The sequence below is a fragment of the Mycobacterium sp. genome, assembly GCF_035570115.1.
In the GTDB taxonomy this organism is placed as follows: Bacteria; Actinomycetota; Actinomycetes; order Mycobacteriales; family Mycobacteriaceae; genus Mycobacterium.
Genome location: NZ_DATMLH010000066.1, coordinates 1 through 16,580, shown reverse-complemented (window position 1 = coordinate 16,580; position 16,580 = coordinate 1). Strand labels below are relative to the sequence as shown.

Annotated in this window: 15 protein-coding genes and 1 pseudogene; 8 read left to right on the top strand and 8 right to left on the bottom strand. The window is 65.9% G+C overall.

Annotation, left to right across the window (positions count from 1 at the left end):
• Positions 1–703 precede the first annotated feature (703 nt).
• Complete coding sequence (locus VNW74_RS04910) at positions 704–1,513, top strand: prephenate dehydratase domain-containing protein (RefSeq protein ID WP_325675483.1); 810 nt, start codon at positions 704–706, stop codon at positions 1,511–1,513.
• On the opposite strand, the gene VNW74_RS04905 is transcribed toward VNW74_RS04910, so the two are convergent.
• The 3 genes from VNW74_RS04905 to VNW74_RS04895 all read right to left on the bottom strand — a co-directional run bounded on the left by VNW74_RS04905 (position 1,493) and on the right by VNW74_RS04895 (position 3,298).
• Positions 1,493–2,044 (bottom strand): MarR family winged helix-turn-helix transcriptional regulator, encoded by a 552-nt coding sequence (locus VNW74_RS04905; RefSeq protein WP_325675482.1) that lies wholly within the window; start codon positions 2,042–2,044, stop codon positions 1,493–1,495. The two genes, VNW74_RS04910 and VNW74_RS04905, sit on opposite strands and share 21 nt — an antisense overlap.
• Before the next feature lie 68 nt (positions 2,045–2,112).
• Complete coding sequence (locus VNW74_RS04900; RefSeq protein WP_325675481.1) at positions 2,113–2,361, bottom strand: hypothetical protein; 249 nt, start codon at positions 2,359–2,361, stop codon at positions 2,113–2,115.
• Entirely contained in the window at positions 2,345–3,298 is a 954-nt protein-coding gene (locus VNW74_RS04895) for a PDR/VanB family oxidoreductase (protein ID WP_325675480.1), read from the bottom strand. The genes VNW74_RS04900 and VNW74_RS04895 overlap by 17 nt, the downstream gene beginning before the upstream one ends.
• An 88-nt stretch (positions 3,299–3,386) precedes the next feature.
• Between VNW74_RS04895 and VNW74_RS04890 the strand changes: the two genes are divergently transcribed.
• Together VNW74_RS04890 and VNW74_RS04885 are read left to right on the top strand one after the other, a co-directional pair.
• A complete protein-coding gene (locus VNW74_RS04890) occupies positions 3,387–4,133 on the top strand; it encodes a hypothetical protein (RefSeq protein WP_325675479.1) in 747 nt (248 codons plus the stop codon).
• A gap of 12 nt (positions 4,134–4,145) precedes the next feature.
• Entirely contained in the window at positions 4,146–6,251 is a 2,106-nt protein-coding gene (locus tag VNW74_RS04885) for an alpha/beta hydrolase fold domain-containing protein (protein ID WP_325675478.1), read from the top strand.
• A 137-nt stretch (positions 6,252–6,388) separates the two neighbouring features.
• On the opposite strand, the gene VNW74_RS04880 is transcribed toward VNW74_RS04885, so the two are convergent.
• The 3 genes from VNW74_RS04880 to VNW74_RS04870 all read right to left on the bottom strand — a co-directional run bounded on the left by VNW74_RS04880 (position 6,389) and on the right by VNW74_RS04870 (position 10,162).
• Positions 6,389–7,621, bottom strand: a complete 1,233-nt coding sequence (locus tag VNW74_RS04880) for a CoA transferase (protein ID WP_325675477.1) — start codon at positions 7,619–7,621, stop codon at positions 6,389–6,391.
• 17 nt (positions 7,622–7,638) lie between these two features.
• Positions 7,639–9,258 (bottom strand): class I adenylate-forming enzyme family protein, encoded by a 1,620-nt coding sequence (locus VNW74_RS04875; protein WP_325675476.1) that lies wholly within the window; start codon positions 9,256–9,258, stop codon positions 7,639–7,641.
• Between the two features lie 175 nt (positions 9,259–9,433).
• Entirely contained in the window at positions 9,434–10,162 is a 729-nt protein-coding gene (locus VNW74_RS04870) for an IclR family transcriptional regulator (protein ID WP_325675475.1), read from the bottom strand.
• Positions 10,163–10,435: 273 nt separating this feature from the next.
• On the opposite strand from VNW74_RS04870, the gene VNW74_RS04865 reads away from it, so the two are divergent.
• The 3 genes and pseudogenes from VNW74_RS04865 to VNW74_RS04855 all read left to right on the top strand — a co-directional run bounded on the left by VNW74_RS04865 (position 10,436) and on the right by VNW74_RS04855 (position 13,030).
• The gene (locus tag VNW74_RS04865) at positions 10,436–11,578 is read left to right on the top strand and encodes an FAS1-like dehydratase domain-containing protein (protein WP_325675474.1); all 1,143 of its coding nucleotides are present in this window, start codon (positions 10,436–10,438) and stop codon (positions 11,576–11,578) included.
• Between the two features lie 171 nt (positions 11,579–11,749).
• A pseudogene (locus VNW74_RS04860) lies at positions 11,750–12,085 on the top strand (SDR family NAD(P)-dependent oxidoreductase); the annotation flags it as partial.
• Between the two features lie 183 nt (positions 12,086–12,268).
• Positions 12,269–13,030 (top strand): dienelactone hydrolase family protein, encoded by a 762-nt coding sequence (locus tag VNW74_RS04855; protein ID WP_325675473.1) that lies wholly within the window; start codon positions 12,269–12,271, stop codon positions 13,028–13,030.
• A 35-nt stretch (positions 13,031–13,065) separates the two neighbouring features.
• Here VNW74_RS04855 and VNW74_RS04850 read toward each other — a convergent pair whose 3' ends face one another.
• Positions 13,066–13,905 carry an alpha/beta hydrolase gene (locus VNW74_RS04850; protein ID WP_325675472.1) on the bottom strand — a complete coding sequence of 280 codons (840 nt, stop codon included), beginning with the start codon at positions 13,903–13,905 and terminating at the stop codon, positions 13,066–13,068.
• Positions 13,902–14,720 carry a phytanoyl-CoA dioxygenase family protein gene (locus VNW74_RS04845; protein ID WP_325675471.1) on the bottom strand — a complete coding sequence of 273 codons (819 nt, stop codon included), beginning with the start codon at positions 14,718–14,720 and terminating at the stop codon, positions 13,902–13,904. Before VNW74_RS04845 ends, VNW74_RS04850 begins: the two co-directional genes overlap by 4 nt.
• Positions 14,721–15,199: 479 nt before the next feature.
• Here VNW74_RS04845 and VNW74_RS04840 point away from each other — a divergent pair, with 479 nt between their 5' ends.
• On the top strand, positions 15,200–15,970 hold the full coding sequence (locus VNW74_RS04840) for an SDR family oxidoreductase (protein WP_325675470.1): 771 nt from the start codon (positions 15,200–15,202) through the stop codon (positions 15,968–15,970).
• 298 nt (positions 15,971–16,268) lie between these two features.
• Positions 16,269–16,580 (top strand): Rieske 2Fe-2S domain-containing protein (locus tag VNW74_RS04835; protein ID WP_325675469.1); only part of this gene is annotated, 312 nt, incomplete at its 3' end.

The window sequence follows — 16,580 nt, the reverse complement described above, 5'->3', positions numbered from 1 at the left end:
TTTTTGTCGAGGTCAGCGCCATATCGCGATCCAATCGGGCTTGGCAAGTAACCCGCGCTCTGCCAAGAATGTGCCAACGGTTCTCAGCGCGGCATTCTCAGCGCGGCATTCTCAGCGCGGCAGGGTGAGGATTCAGCTTTCAACTTGGCACGTGACCGGCCCAGTAGCGCATCGCCGCAGATGCCAGCGCGTCGTCATAGACATGGCCGTAGACCCGCAGCGTGATCGCCGGGTCATGCCCTAGCCACTTGGCCGTGGCCGACGGTGTGGTCGGTGCGTCGAACGTAATGCGGCCGGATCACCGGTACCCACGAGCGACCGCTCCACCCGATGTCAACTCGGCACGGTGAAGGAACTATCCTCCTGACGCGACCTGTATTGACCTGTGTAGCAGGACAATCCCCATTCACTTCATGGGATGGTCGTTCGGCGGATTCAAGTCGTCCGGAAGTGGTCGCCAAGAAGGTCTCGATGAGCTGCTGGGCTTATGCTCGAATCAAGTCGACCAGCGGCTTCTCGGCCACTGGAAGAAAGAAGCTGAGCCACAACCGTGTCAGATCGGCGCCGTCTGGAAAATGGCAATTATGAATTTCGGCACCCACTGCCTCGAGTCGATTCGGACACACGACTATGAGGAAGGTTTCGCCCAATTCACCGAGCAGGTGCATCCACTGATGGTCGAGACAGGGCTGTGGCGGGGGTAATGGAGGCTATTCGGGTCGGGGTCCCCGGCGGGCCACACACATTCGCGGGCAGCGCCGCCGCGGATATCTCGGCGCGCGTACGTCCGCTCGTCCCCGTCTGGTTCGACCGGACCGAGGCGATGGTAGAAGCCCTCCACCGTGGAGATATCGACGGCATTCTGCTCCGGCCGGAAACCACCGCCACCGGACCCGGTTCGGCTTACCGACTGCTTCGAGGCAGCGCCGTCCAGGTAGCGGGGGAATACGTCGTGCCGTTTCGCTGCCTGCTGTTGGCGCGACCCGGCGCCCGGACCTCGGAGATCAAGCAGGTGTTCGGACACGGCGCCGTGCATGAGTGCAGTCGTCGGCTGGGCGAGCTACTTCCGCACGCAACGGTGACCGCGACCGAGCGGATCTCATACGAGTCGGCGCGCGACGTCGCAGCGGGTGACGGCACGACCGCTGTCGTCGCCAACGCCCACACCGCGGCGGAGCTCGGCCTTGACGTGCTCGCCGACAACATCGACAACGGCGCAGTCGGGGTGTGGTGGCTGCTCGTGCGCGACGCCCCGATCCGCGGCCCGGTCGCCACCGTGGTGCTGCGCAGCTCGGACCCGACCGCATCGGTCACGGCGGTCGTCCTCGCGCTTGACCGTGCAGGTTTCGTGGTGCGCGCGCTCGTCGGTGAGCGGGTGTCGGGCGCACCGTTTCGCTATGGCTACGTACTCGTGGCTGATGCGCGATCCGGGAGGGTATGGCTGCCCGAGGGATGGTCGGTGCCTGGGTGGGCAGTCGCGGGTGCGGTGGCATCACTCGCCGAAGAGAGCTGACTCCATCACCTGCTGCAACTCCTCGAGGGTTTTCTGTGCGCGCTCGGCCTGCTCCGGCTTCAGGGTCTCCAGGCCGTAGCAGGAGGTGAGGATCTCCCGGGTGACCTCGTCGGCCAACTCCCGACCCGAGGGTTCGAGCCGGATGAGGATCCCGCGCAGCAGGTCCGGATCGGCGATGCGGGTGACGAGGCCGCGCTCCTCGAGCCGGTCAACCTGCTTACTCACCGCGCCGGAGGTGATCAGCAGCTCCTTGAGCAGATCCTTGGGGGGGAGCTGATGGCTGGGAACGCGGGCCAGGGCGAAGAGAATCCGCATGTCGCCCGGCCCGATGCCCCGGGCGCGAGACATCGCGGTGAACTCGCGCTCGATATAGAGCGACAGCCGCTGCAGCGTAAGTGCGATCAGGAACGGGGTGGTCCGGATGTCGCCGAGCTCGGTGACCCATTCCTGCGTGACATCGACGAGGTCGCGGCCGCGGGTTCGGGCCAGCCGGGCGGCGTGCTGACCCCTTCTGCCTGCCCTCGCCGCCATGCGGGCGATGCTATCAAGCATCAACGTTGAAGTGCCGGGAGCGCGCCCGTGCCCGTCTCGATATCTGGTCACGGAACGAGAGCGAAGCGATCGCGGCCCACGTTGGTATCGGCCACCAACTCGGTGCCGAGCACGAGGAGGTCTGCGCCCTCGGCTAGCTCGGAGGCCCGCAGCGTAGCGATCAGCGCGTGGACCTCGGGGTGGACGCACAGCCGTGCAGGGAAGATCCCGCTACGTTCAAGCGCGTGCAGCTGGGCACTTGCCCCGTCGAGGAGGAGGGTAAGCGAGGGGCTGGCGGGATCAGAGGTCAAGCTCAAGGTCATCCCCCTTCGCGCGTGAGCAGCAGATCAGCATGACGTCGTTGTCCGCCCGCTCTTGTTCAGTCAGCACCAGGTCCCGGTGGTCGGGCACGCCGCGCAGTACCCGCGTGCGACAGCTGCCGCAAATCCCTTCCATGCAGGAGTACTCCACGTCGACGCCCGCGTCGAGGACAGCTTCGAGGATGCTGTCCTCGGACCCCACCTGCAGGGTGACCTCGGATCGGGCAAGCCGCACAGTAAGCGCGTCGCCGCCTGTTACGAGCGAGGCCTCGCGAGTGAAGCGCTCGACATGCACCCTTGCCGGATCGAGGTCGCGGGTCGCCGCGGCGAACGCGTCGAGCATGCCGGCAGGCCCGCAACAGTACAGTTCAGCATCCGGGGGCGCGGCCGTGACCAGGGCGGATATATCGATCGACGGTCGCCCGGTCGGTTCGTCGGGATACAGGCGGAGGCGCTCGGGGCGGGGCGCGGCCAGGGTAGACAACTCCGGCAGGAGTGCTGCCGCGGCTTGGGAGCGGAAAGCGTAGTGGAGCTGCCACGGTCGGTCCTCGCCATTGAGCGCGTAGGCCATCGTGAGGATCGGCGTGATCCCGATGCCGCCGGCGATCAGCACCGCCGGGACGGGTCCCGGCGCCAGCGGGAAGCCGGAGCGCGGGGCACTAATCGTGAGTGCCTGTCCGGCTCGCAGCGCGTGGACGGCCTTGGAACCTCCGCGGCTTGCCGGGTCGAGCGCCACCGCGAGGCGGTAGGTGTCGGTGGCCGCGCCCGGTTGACCCACCAGCGAGTAGCAGCGGCGCAAGTCGGACCCGAGGTGGACTTCGATGTGGTCGCCCGCGGCGAAGGCAGGAAGCGGTGTCCCGTTGGCAGCCCGTAGCTCCACCAGCCGGACTGAGTCGGCGATGTCGATCGCCGCGTCCACGAGAACCTCGATCACCGGCGAGCTCCTGCCTTCCATAGAAGTGCATTTCCATGGAATGATATAAATGGATTGGCGGAAGGTCAAACGACGCGAGGCGGCTGGGATGACACGGTCTTTCGAAGACGCGATACAGCGGTGGGGGGTCCTCGTCGGGTCGCCCAACACCACGGTCGAGATCGAGTTCCCACGTATGTGCCCGTCGGACGTGACGCTGCACTACGTCCGTATGCCAACGGACGGCAACATCGCCGACAACGACCTCTTTGAAGGCGTGGTGCAGCGGACGACGGCAGGGATCCCGGCCGCGATCGACAGCATCATGACCGCCGAGCCCGACCACCTGGTGCTCGGGTTCGGCTCGCCCGGCTTCTTTGCCGGGTTGGACGGTGAGCAGGCGCTGATCGACTCCTACGTCGAGCGAGCAGGCGGCGTCGGCATCACGATCCCGTCGCAGTCGTGCCGCCGGGCGTTCGAGGTGCTGGAGGTCAAGCGGCTCGCCGTCATGGGCTCCTACCAGCCCGCCGGGGCCCGTCGGGTGCGCGAGTACTTCGAGGCCGCCGGGTACGACGTCGTGAAAGAGGGCTTCCAGGGACACGGGTCCGGCACCGCGGCGGCGCGGATGAGCCGCCACGAGCTGGCCCGCGCCCTCTACGAGATGGACGGGCCCGACGTCGACGTCATCCTGCAGTTGGGCGTCAACATGCCGGCGGTCGAACCCGCCGACGCCGTCGAGCAGGTCATCGGTAAACCCGTTCTCTCGGTGAATGCCGTTACGTTCTGGAACGCGCTGCGCAGCCGCGGGATACGCACGAAGTCGACGGGCGCGGGCACCCTGCTGCGCGACCACTAAGGAGAAACGTTGATGCGAGCGATCATTGCAGGTGGCGGGGTCGCCGGCACGGCCGCGGCCGTCGCGCTGCGCCAGATCGGGATTGAGCCGCTGGTTCTCGAACAAGCCCAGGCGCTCACCGAAATCGGTGCGGGGATCAATCTTTGGCCCAACGCGATGCGGGCCCTTCACCAGCTCGGTGCTGCCGACTACATCCGGGCGACGGGGGTGCGCGGTGAGAAAGTCGTGCACCTCGACCTGGAGAGCGGCGCGGAGCTCGAGAGCCTGCCGTTCGGGCCGTCCGCGCGCAGCTATGGGCAGGACCTCTACAACTCCCATCGTGCCGACCTCCTGGACGCGCTCATCGACCGTCTCGACGGCGCCGACGTCCGGGTCGCCAGTCGCGTGGCCGGGTTCCGCCAGCACGAAGGCGGGGTGGAAGTGACGCTGGACAGCGGTGAAAAGCTCACCGCGGACCTCCTCGTCGGTGCCGACGGGCTCAAGTCCCAGGTGCGTGCCCAGCTGTTCGGCGCACACGAGCCCCAGTACACCGGTGTCGCCGCGTGGCGGGCACTCCTCCCGCGTGACCGGGCAGAGGGCGTCGCGGTGGTGCAGGGCATCGCCTCGTGGTTCGGCGCCAACCGGACCGTGGTCGTCTACCCGGTCCGGCGCGGTGAACTGGTGAGTTTCTCGGGCTACGTTCCCGACAACGAGATCCGCACCGAGTCGTGGACGAGAGCGGGCGACTTGGACGACCTACGGCGCTCGTTTGCGGTCGCCTGTCCCGAGATCACGGATCTGATCGCGCAGGTGGACCGCGCGATCATCACGCCGATCTACTACCGACGTCCAATCGAGAACTGGGCGCAGGGCCGAGTCGTCCTCGTTGGCGACGCCGCGCACCCGATCCCTCCGTTCGCGGGCCAGGGCGCCGCGCTGGCGGTGGAGGACGCGGTGGCGCTCGCCGCGGCCATGCGGGCACACGACGACGTGCCCGATGCGCTGCAGGACTTCGCGGGACGGCGCGCCCCGCGGGCCGACCGGGTGCTCGTCCGCTCGCAGGCCAACCTCGTGCAGTACCGGCAGAGCGACCCCGTGCAGGCCCGGGCCCGCAACGGGCGCATTCGCGGGCTCAAGCGCCTCGACCCGCGCGCGGAGTCGACCTCTGCCTGGCTGTATGGCTACGACGCCACCGACCGCACGCCCGACCCTGGTCGGGCCCGCCTCGCGCAGTGGCCCGCGCACGCCCGCCGCGCCCACGAGCTGTGGCGAACGGCGTTCACCGTCGAGGACAGGGCAGCGTCGTGGCTGGGGGAGCGCGCCGCATACGAGCGTTTCCTCCTCGCGCACAGCCCCGCCATAGGCGGCGTGCGCATCGAGGAGGTCGACTGCGCCGGTGTCGCCGCGCTGCGCGTGGTGCCACCGGGTGGTGAGAACGGCCCGGCGATCCTGCACCTGCACGGCGGGGGTTATGTGATGGGTTCGGCGCGGGCCTCGGCCGGCTACGCCGCCCGGCTCGCGGCCGCAGTCGGTGGATGGGCGCTCGTCCCGGACTACCGACTGGCACCCGAGCACGGCTATCCAGCGGCACTGGAGGACGTCGTGACCGCCTACCGCTGGCTGGTGGATAGCGTCGGCGTGCCGCCCTGCGTCAGCGGTGAGTGCGCAGGCGGCGGGCTGGCCGTCGCGCTGGCTTGCGTGCTCGCATCCGGGGGTGACCCGCAGCCCGGGGCGCTGCACCTGCTCTCCCCGTTCTGCGATCTCGCAGTGGCCGGGCCGGGTCCCGACGCGCCGCTCGACCCGTGGTACTCGCGGGCGGCGCTACTCGGGCTCGCTGCCTCGTACGTGCAGGACGCCGACCCCGACGATGGCCTGGTCTCGCCTGTCGCGGCAGACCTACGGGGCCTGCCGCCGATGCACATCGAGGTCGCTCGCGACGAGGCGCTGCACGATAGCGCCACCCTGCTCGCAGAGCGCGCGCGAGCTGCGGGCGTGTCCGTCGAACTCGAAGTCGTATCCGACACCGTCCACGCGTTCGCGCTCTTCCCGAACCTGCCCGAGGCCGACGCTGCAGTCGCACGGTTCGCCACCCTGGCCGGTCATCCCGGCGCCCTCACCCCCGCGCACCCCCTTCGGTGATGAAGCGAGCGGCGCTGCGGGCGCTAGGAGGCTGCGACTAGAGCGCTGTTCATCTGCGGTGCACGGGAAGCAGTGGCGCAGCGGCCCATTCGACATGGCCATGCGCGCGGAGGCTCGCTGCGCCGGGTTCGACGGCGTCACCGAGCCGTCGCCGGGAGCCAGGGTGCTTCACCGCGCACAATGGCAAGGATGTCGGCGCGGTGTTCATCAAGGCGCGGAGGCGGACGACGCACCGACACCGGGGTGGCGGAGAAGGTCAAGGGCGCGGTGACCACCGGTAGCGTTCCGATTGTGGGGTGTTCGACATCGACGATATAGCCGTTGGCGCGCAGCTGCTGATCCTCGGCGAGATCTTCGATCTCACTGATGGGACTGGCCGGCACACCGCGCTCGGCGAACCGTGCCAACCAGTGCGCCGAGGTGTTGGCGCTGAATCGCGCCTGCAAGATGTCGGCCAAGGCAACTCTGTTGTGCGACCGCGCCGTGTTCGACGCGAACCTTTCATCGTCGGCGAGCCCGGGAAGACCAACGACGTCAGCTACTTTCACGAAGAAGCCGTCGTTGCCAGCGGCCAGGATGAATCCCTTGTGGTCACTTCCAGTGAACGCTTGATACGGAGCCAGGGTGTTGTGGGCACTGCCGACACGGTGGAACGCCGTGCCGAGAGCATGACTGGTCAGATATGGGGCGACCAGTGAGACCGATGCGCCCAGCACCGAGGTACCCACGTGCTGACCCCGACCCGTTTGATGCCGATGGTGTAGGGCGGCAAGGATTCCCATCGTGGCGAACATGCCCGACGACAGATCACCGATGGGGGCACCGCACTTGGCCGGTGGCCGATCTGGCTCACCGGTGATCGCCATGACGCCGCTGAGTGCCTGGCCGACGATGTCGTAGGCCACGGCGTCGCGAAGCGGCCCACGCGGACCGAAACCGGTTATGGAGCAATAAATTATCGACGGCTGCACGATCGCAAGGTCGGCATAGCCGACGCCCATCCGATCGGCCGCACCCGGACGGAAGTTCTCGACGACGACATCGGCTTTGCGTGCGAGAGAATGAACGAGATCAACGCCGTCGGCGGTCGACAGGTCGACCTCGATCGAGCGCTTGTTCTTGTTGAGGCCCAGGTAATAGCCGCTGTCCCCGTCGTGTATGGAGACGTCCATCTGGCGGGAACCGTCGCCGGTGCGGGGCCGCTCGAGTTTGATGACGTCGGCGCCCATGTCGGCCAGGAGCATGGTTGCGAAGGGGCCAGAGGCGATATGCGTGAGGTCCAGTACGCATAGCCCAGACAACGGCCCGGGCAGTGTGGCCTCAACTCGGTGGCTGTTGCCGGTGGTCGTGGGAGCCGTCTCGAACACCATCGACTCCTCTGGCCCCATCACCCGCCGACCGAGGTGGCGCCCACGCTACCGGCGGCTTCTTCTTGCAACCACTCGCTGAGGAGGCGGCGCTTCAAGATCTTGCCCGCATCGTTGACGGGCAAGGGCTGCGACCGGATCCACCACCGTGCCGGGACGGCGAACCTGGCCAGGCTTTCGGCGGCGAAGGACTCCAACTCCGCTACGGTCGGACGATCAGGTCCTCGGAACTCGATGATCGCGGCCACGATCTCACCGAGATCGGGGTCTGGAAGGCCGATCACTGCGACCTCCTTTACCGCGGGGTGCACGCGCAGCACCGACTCGACCCGCGCCGCCGCGACGTTCTCCCCTCCGCGAATGATGACGTCCTTCGCCCGCCCAGTGACGTACAAAAAGCCCTCGTGATCGACATGGCCGAGGTCACCGGTCCGAACCCAGCCCTCGGGGCTGACGGTATCGTCGCCGGTAACACCCCAGTAGCCATCCATGGCCGCTGGACTGCGAAAGAGCAATTCCCCGTTCCCGTTTGAATCTGGACTCTCGACACGAACCTCGACGACCGGCGCGAGGCGACCCGATGAGCCCGGGTGGCTCGCGATATCGGCGCCCACTCCAGTGCTGACCACGCCGCCGGCCTCGGTCAGGCCGTATGTCCGGCCAACTCCGCGAACCGTTCCCGGGAATTTGGGCCTGACTCGCGCCAGCAGGTGATCATCGACCGGCGCTCCTCCGAGCACAACGGTGCGCAGGCTTCGCAAGTCGCGGCGGGAGATATCCTCGTGCGCGAGAAGGCGCTCCATCATCGTTGGTACCCCGGAGAACATGGTGACCCCACGGGTCTCGATGAGCGACAGGACATCGCCTGCCTCGAATCGCCCTTCCAGGAAGATGATCTCACTGCCCGTCATCAACGGAACGAGAATCAGTTGGATCGCGCCGATGTGAAACAGCGGAAGGCCGACCAGCGCGACACTGGGCGCATTGTCATCCGAAATCTGGTGCGGCAGTTTGCGTGAGACCGTCAGCAGGTTCTGCAGATTCGCGACGAGGGCGCGATGAGACAAGACCGCGCCCTTGGGAAAGCTGGTGGTGCCGGCGGTGAACAAGATCACCGCGGGAGCGTCTTCGTCCTGTTGTGCCGATTCGTCGGCCAGTTCGCTCCACACCGGCAGCTCACCGATTCCGAGTGCCGGTGGCCGCAGCTGCCGCATACCGGCGGGTGCACGCGATGCACGGGGTTCATCGACGATGATCAACGCGGGAGAGGTTACGGCACAGGCATTGTCGACTTCGTCTGCAGACCACCAACCGTTGAACGGAACGGCAATGCCACCGACGGCGATGACGGCAAAGAACATCGCCACCCATTCCGGGTTATTCGCCGAGAAGATGCCCACGCGTTCGCCGGGTCGAACACCGTTGGCCTGCAGGAATTCTGCGAAATAGCGGACCATGCCTTCATGCTCGGCGAAGGTGACCGTTCGAGCCCCATGTCTGATGAAGGGTCGGTTCGCCCATCGACGCGCTTCGGTGACCGCCGCCATGATGGACCTCGGCCGGTCTTGGTAGACCAAGCTGGGATGGCCGTTGACGGCACCGGTGACGACTTGGTCCCCCCACGTGATGACGCTGGTCATGTCGGTGCTCCCTCAGGATAGCTGTGGTCAAACAGCAAGTTCGTATATAGGAATAATGGTTCGTATATAACAACCTTAGGAGCGAAGTTGTTCTGCTGTCAACTGTGCAAACAGCGCCCGAAGTGCCGTCAGTAGGCAAAGAACACAGCTGATTTGGACGGAAAGCTACGTGCGATCAGCGCGCGCTGCCGGCGAGGCGCTGCGCTTCCTCTTTCACAATTTGGGCCAGCGAATCGAGCGCGGCCTCCATGCGTTGGCTTGGCCCCGCAATCGAGAGGCAGGCGACCACACGGGTGCGGACGATGACGGGCGATGCCACCGCGAACACGTCGGGCACGGTTTCGCCGCGGTTGTAGGCCACCCCGTCTCGGCGCACTGAGTCGAGCTCTTCGTGGACCTTGTCCAATGCAGTGACGTCGTTGATGGTCTCGTTCAGGTAGGAGTCGCGTTGACCGGCTGGCAGGTATGCAAGGAAACACTTGCCGGAGCTTGTGGGATAGAGCGGGCGTCGAACACGAAGCGGCGCCGAGTAGCGGATGCTCTGTCTCGACTCGACGATATCGACATAGACGACCGAGCCGCCGACAAGCAATGACAGGGTCGACGTCTCGTGACTTTGCGCCTCGAGTGTCTCCAGGGACCGGCGTGCGTGGGCGAGCACCGATGGCTTCGAGGGCTGTGGCAGCAGCGAAACGGCAGGCCCTAGCACATAGCCTCCGTCGCGCTCGAGAAGGTATCCGGTTGCCAAAAGGCCGCTGACCAAACCATGGACCGAGGACTTCGGCGCATCGAGTAGCGCGCTCAGAGTTGTCAGCTTGACGCCCTCGGCATGGGAGGCGGCCGCCTCGAGGATGGTGGTGACCCGTGTGACAGTCCGATGCTCGCGGCCGACGCTGTCGCGCATCCTTCATGCCTTTCGCAATTGGGAACTGTGGTTGCCCGGCGATCTCCGGCGAGCGGAGCTCAGACTACCGGCCATCTCGCGCCGGTCGTTGACAAGCGCCTGATCGGGTGCTTATAGTCCGAACGAAGGTGAACGGCGGTTCGTATATACGAACATCATTGGTGGTGCGCCATGCGTCTCGTGGTGACAACCAACTCGAACTGACCCCCAGGACGGCGCGCCGAACTCGAGCAGCAAGCGCGGCCGATGCCACAACGTGCGAGGAGTCAACATATGACCAGCGAAACCCTGCAACCCGAAAGGGAATTCGCTCAGATCAGCGACAACGAGATCGCTTTGCTTAGATCCATGATCGGGCAACCGATCCGAAGCGAGCGCCCCCACATCACCGAACTCACCTCAGATGCCATCCGGCACTACGCACTCGGTATCGGTGATCGAAATCCGCTGTGGAATGACCCTGACTATGCCGCCGCGCACGGGCACGAACAGCTGGCGCCCCCGTCGGCTCTCCTGGCCATGGACAAGGTGTTCAGCGGTTACGTGACTGGGTTGCCCGGCGTACACGCGATGTATGCGGGCACGACTTTTGATTTCGTGCGCCCGCCCAAAGTTGGCGACCGGCTTGTCGGTAACGCGACCCTGAAAGATCTCATCGAGCGACCCAGCAGATTCGCCGGGCGATCGTTCCAGCAGATCTATGAAGTTCCCTTCCACGATCAGAGTGGGAAGCTGGTCTGCACAGGCCACTCCTACTGCTTCCGCGTCGAACGAGACAGTGCACGAGATGCCAAGAAATACGAAGAGATTCGGGTGGAGTGGACTCCTGACGAGATCGCCGAAATCGCTCAACGTTACCGCGATGAGGAGGCCCGTAGGCGTGGTGCCACTCCGCGCACCATCGGCTCTGTCAACGTCGGAGACATTCTCCCGCAACTGACGAAGGGCCCGTACACGGCGACCACGGCCATTGCCTACCTGCTGGGGTGGGGCGGACTCTATGTGCGCGGTCACGGCGACGCTTTCGATCTCTTCCAACGTCACCCTGCATTGGCCATTCCCAATGAGTGGGGAGTGCCCGAGCCGCCGGAGCGCGTCCACTGGGATCCGGATTTGGCCCGCCGTGTCGGTGTCCCCGGTGCCTACGACTACGGACCAGAACGAGTGTCATGGCTCGGTCATGTCGTGACGGACTGGATGGGCGACGATGGGTTCTTGCAGTACCTCGACGTTCAGGTCAGACGCCACAACGTGATTGGCGAGCTGGTGACGTGCAGCGGCACCGTCACTGCAGTCCACCCCGATACTCGTACGGTGGAGATCAAGCTCGAGGCCACCAACCAGGACGGACATGAATCCGCAAGGGGGACTGCACGTGTCGTGCTGCCCGCGGCGTCGCAGACCATTCCTTCGTGAATCCACGATCTGCATGTCAATGACGGGTACGGCCGTTACCCCGCGGGCGGGGCCGGGGTAACGCCTGACACGCACAGGATCGCCCGGCTTGTCGTTACACCGAGTCGGGGCGTCGCGAGACGAAGCCAGCGCCACCACCGGGTGGCGGCGAGATGGCAAGGAGGCTAAGCGATGAGCGGAGCAGGCAGAGTAGAAGGTAAGGTCGCGCTGATCACCGGCGCGGCACGCGGCCAAGGGCGTGCCCACGCGGTGCGGCTGGCCGAAGAGGGCGCCGACATCATCGCCCTGGATAACTGTCGCGACGTTGAGACGGTTCCGTACCCCGGCGCCACTGAGGACGACCTGACCCAGACGGTGAAACTCGTTGAGGCAACGGACCGCAGGATCCTGCCCGTGGTCGCCGACGTGCGCGACCTACCCGCACTGGAAGCGGCCGTGCGTCAGGCGGTCGCCACGTTCGGCGGCATCGACATCGTGATTGCCAACGCTGCCATCGCAACGTTTGGTGCAACGCCTGGATCGGCGCTGGAACTCGACGAGAGGACGCCGGGTGGCCACACTCGACAATGTTGTTACCTCCGCCATCTCATAACACTTCCATCGAAGTACGCTTCCATGGAATAATCGGACTTGCCCGGGATGCCATCAACGCGCCCGACCCTGGATTCGTCTCAACCTGGCGGAGGCACCGTGACAATCTCGCCGAGCACGTCAACGTTCATCAACGTTGCCACCCCTGACGGGCCGATGCAGGTCTACGAGGCGGCACCGGCGGGGGCGACCTCGCGCTCAGTCCTCGTCGTGCACGATGGGTTCGGCACCGGGCCCTCGGTCAGGGCGATGTGCGACGTGCTTGCCGGTGCAGGCTGGTATGTCCTCTGCCCTCAGCTCTACCACCGCAGCGGCCACGTCGAGATCAACCACGACAACGACTTCACGCTCCTCGGCGAGGCGCTGGAGAGCGACACGCACGTGCTCGCCGACCTCGATTCGACCCTCCTGCTCCTCGGGGACCGCGGGTTCGCGCCGGAAGCCACCGCGATCCTCGGCTTCTGCTGGGGCGGCCGTGGTGCCTTCCTCGGTGCGCTTGAGCGGCCGTTCGCGGCCGCGGTCTCCTTCTACGGCACCGGCATCGTCGAGGCCCTCGAGCTGCCCGGCGTCCAGTACGCCCACCCCCAACTGCCACTGATCTCCGACAGCGCGCGATTGCGCTGCCCATGGCTGGGGGTGTTCGCAGGTGCCGACCCGTTCGTCCCTGCCGACCACGTGGCTCGACTGCACGCCGAGCTGGACCGGGTCGTGACCGTCCCTCACGAGGTACGGACATTCGACGGGCAGCCACACGGCTTCGTCCACCACGGAGTCGCCACGTCCGCCGACATCACCGGGGACGCCCGCACGGCGTGGGACGGCGCACTCGCCTTCCTCGACACTCACTTCCCGGCGAGCTGACGTAAAAGGGAATCACCCCCACGCGACCTTCCCGGTCAAGCGTCGAGGAACCCGGTGGCGAGCCGGTTGAAGGCGTCGGCATGCTCGAGCTGAGCCCAGTGGCCGCATTGCCGCAGGACGTACAGCCGCGAGTCGGGGATTAACGTGAGCATCCGCACGCTCAGCTCGTACGGGATCACCTTGTCGTCGAAGCCGTGAACGATGAGCGTCTCGGCCCGGACCTGCTGCAGCGCTTCGTCGGGCAGCGTCGTGGCGTTCCCGGCGTGCTGGGCGTCGCGGAACATCTGCGCGTAGGCCTCGTAGGCACCCGGCTCGACGCTGGCCCGGTAGCGCTCCTCGACCATTGCGTCGGTGACGATCGCGGGGTCGTACGCGAAGCCCTCCAGCACCCTGCGCATGAACTCCGGTGTCGGCTCGTAGGAGCGCGTCACGGCGAGCGCGGGCGAGGTTTCACGCCGCAGCACCCCTGCGCCCATGAGCACCAGGCGGTCGACGCGGTCGGGGTGCTGAAGCGCCAGACCGAGCGCGATTCGGGCGCCCAGCGAGTTCCCTATGACGTGCGCACGTTCGATGCCGAGCGCGTCGAGGAAGCCGACGACGTGTGCCAACCAGGTGTCCGGGCCATAGACGATCCCATCGGGGCGGGAGGTATAGCCGAATCCGACCATGTCGGGAGCGAGCACCCGGAAGTGCTCGGCAAGCGGGCCCATCGTGTGCCGCCAGTTCGCCATCGCGGACACCCCCGGGCCTGAGCCGTGCAGCAGCAGCAGAGGCGCCCCGGCGCCGACGTCGTGGTAGTGCGTGACGATCTCGCCGACGGCAACCGTCGAGCCGGTCGCCCCGGGCTGCGTGGTTGTGGCCGCGCTCGTGTTCATGTACTGGTCCTTTCGCTGTTCTGGCGTGGGAGAGCCGGTTCGGCGTCGACCAGCGGGAACTCGGCGTGCTCGAACGGCCGGCCGGGCTCTAGGTTCAGCCGGTCGATCTCTTCGTGGGGCGCGCCGGTATAGAGCGTCGCAGCGTCGAAGTAGGTCCACGCGAGGGCGATCCGGGGCGCCGCGCCGCGGTTCTCGTCGACGCCGTGCACGGTGAGCGAATGGTGGATCGTCGCGTCGCCGGGTGCGAAGTCGAGCGCGGGCGAGAGCCCCAGCTCGGCGAGCCAGGCATGCTGATTGCGCAAGTCGTCGTTGGGGCGGACCCACGTGCGGCCGAGGTTGCCGTACACGTGGGAGCGGTCGACGAACCATAGGCCGCCGTCCGCCGCCCTGACCTCGGCCAGTGCGAGCCACACTGTGAGCATTCGAGATCGGTCCATCGGCATCCACGCCAAGTCCTGGTGGAACATCGGCGGATCGGCCGGCGACGTCACCGGATCACGGACGATGAGGCTGTCGAGCCGCAGCCGCAGGGCCGGGTGTCCGGGTAGCAACCGCGCCGCGTTTTCAGCCATGACCGGCGAGCGCACCGCGGCCGCGAAGTCGGGGTCGCTCCCCGCGACGCGGCCACTGCGCGTATAGGACGCCACCGTCTCGGGGGCCATCGCCGGTGCGCTCGCTGCGCCGCGCAGAACAGCGACCTTCGCCGCGAGCCGTGCGATGAAAGACGGCGCGGCCAGGCCGGGGACATGCAGCCATCCGTGTTCTCGGAAGAACGCGACCTCCGCCTCGGTGAGACTGCGGATCTGGTTGCTCACGGGACCAGCGTCCGTCGTACCCGTGAGAGCGAGAGACCTGCACCACCGCCGGCGCCCGTCGCCCTCACCACCACCGACCAGAGGCCGAGCGCCGCCGCGGGGACGGTTCACCGCACCCTTCGTACCCGCGCCGCCCTCGCGCGGTCGCCCTCATTGTTCCGGCTGAGTGAGAAGACATCATTCCTTCCTTCCAAGGAAGAATGCTTCCATGTCTACCCGCTCCGCGCAAGGAGCGTCGTTCACTCGGTGAGGCGCTCGCAGTGGGCTACCGTTTCAGCTTCTCAGCGGAGCCGATATTCCGGCGATGCCGCGGGCCGTTGACAACTGCACGTCGGGCGCCTACCTTTCGAAAGAAAGTGAACGATCGTTCGTATATATGAATACATGGCTCCGATCGCTACAGTCCGGGTTACTGGTAGTCGTGCATTTTGAGCTTCCCGCCACGACTTGGCCGTCAACGCCATTGAAGGAGAGTGAAGATGAATCCGACGGCGGCAGAGGGCATCACGGGTCGGCTGGCCGGCAAAGTAGCCCTGGTTACGGGGGGCGCCTCTGGCATTGGGCTGGGCATCGTAGAGCGCCTCATTGCCGAAGGTGCGCAAGTCGCGGTGTTCGACATCAACGATCCCAGCCCAACGGTCGATCGCCTCGGCGAAGCGGCATTCGGCCTGACAGTCGACGTCTCCGATGAGGCGAGCGTGGTCGAAGCGATCGGCGCTACCGTTGACCACTTCGGCAGGCTCGACATTGTCGTCAACAACGCCGGAGTCGAGGGCGCGGTGGCGCCGATCGCGGATTCACCTCTGAACGATTTTGATCGCCTCGTTGCGGTGAACCTGCGCGGGGTCTTCGTGATGACCAAGCATGCGATTCCGGTTCTGCTCAAATCGGATGCGCCTTCGGTGATCAACATCTCGTCTGCTTCTGCTGTCAAGGCCACCCTGGGCTTTGCTCCCTACAGTGCCACCAAGGCGGCGATCATCACCCTGACGAAGGTGGGTGCCGCCGAGTACGCCGCCCATGGCTTGCGGATGAACGTGATTCTGCCAGGAGTAATCGAAACACCGCTGTCGACTGCGTTATTCGCCGATCATCCTGAATTCAAAGAGACCATGGTGGCCCAGCACCCCATAGGGCATCTCGGCCAACCCAGCGACATTGCTGCCGCCGTCGCGTTCTTGGCGAGCGACGATGCCAAATTCATCACCGGTGCAGAGCTTGCCGTGGATGGCGGATTGACCGCAACGTAGGCCGGCGAGTCAAGCCACTGCACTGGACCCGTCCCGATACTGATGCGCCGGCCCTTCGTTTTGTAGGACACGCGTAGCGGGCCATTTCGTCAGGTGACTGCCCGAAGCCGAAGCCGACTCGATATCGACGTCCTAGGGCGGTATCCCGGATCGACGCGTTGACGGAGTCCCAGGCTGTGCCTAGTATTCCATGGAAGCGTACTTTGATGGAAGCGCCAATTGTGATGGAAGTAACAACGTTGTCGAGCGCTGCAGCCTTGGGGTTGGTGGTGGCGTCGATGGAAGGACGTGTCTGGCTGTGCTTTCCGAGGACGAGAATCGGATTCTGACGCAGGTGGGTCGAGAGACTCCGATGGGCCGCGTGATGCGGCGATTCTGGCTGCCGATCTGCACGACGGCGCAGGTCGGGGAACCCGATGGGCGCCCGCTGCGTACCTCGTTGCTCGGTGAGGGCTTGGTGGTGTTCCGTGACACCGCGGGCCGGGTTGGGGTTTTCGACGAGCACTGCATGCATCGCGGTGTGTCGCTGGCCTTGGGCCGCAACGAGCATGGTGGCCTGCGCTGTCTTTATCACGGCTGGAAGTTCGCGGTCGACGGGTCAGTCCTTGAG

Bases quoted from the DNA above. Each gene is read 5' to 3' on its own strand.
- VNW74_RS04840 (WP_325675470.1), top strand. From the start codon at position 15,200: ATGAATCCGACGGCGGCAGAGGGCATCACGGGTCGGCTGGCCGGCAAA.
- VNW74_RS04870 (WP_325675475.1), bottom strand. From the start codon at position 10,162: ATGCGCGACAGCGTCGGCCGCGAGCATCGGACTGTCACACGGGTCACC.
- VNW74_RS04885 (WP_325675478.1), top strand. From the start codon at position 4,146: ATGCGAGCGATCATTGCAGGTGGCGGGGTCGCCGGCACGGCCGCGGCC.
- VNW74_RS04890 (WP_325675479.1), top strand. From the start codon at position 3,387: ATGACACGGTCTTTCGAAGACGCGATACAGCGGTGGGGGGTCCTCGTC.
- VNW74_RS04905 (WP_325675482.1), bottom strand. From the start codon at position 2,044: ATGGCGGCGAGGGCAGGCAGAAGGGGTCAGCACGCCGCCCGGCTGGCC.
- VNW74_RS04865 (WP_325675474.1), top strand. From the start codon at position 10,436: ATGACCAGCGAAACCCTGCAACCCGAAAGGGAATTCGCTCAGATCAGC.
- VNW74_RS04875 (WP_325675476.1), bottom strand. From the start codon at position 9,258: ATGACCAGCGTCATCACGTGGGGGGACCAAGTCGTCACCGGTGCCGTC.
- VNW74_RS04880 (WP_325675477.1), bottom strand. From the start codon at position 7,621: ATGGTGTTCGAGACGGCTCCCACGACCACCGGCAACAGCCACCGAGTT.
- VNW74_RS04910 (WP_325675483.1), top strand. From the start codon at position 704: ATGGAGGCTATTCGGGTCGGGGTCCCCGGCGGGCCACACACATTCGCG.
- VNW74_RS04850 (WP_325675472.1), bottom strand. From the start codon at position 13,905: ATGAACACGAGCGCGGCCACAACCACGCAGCCCGGGGCGACCGGCTCG.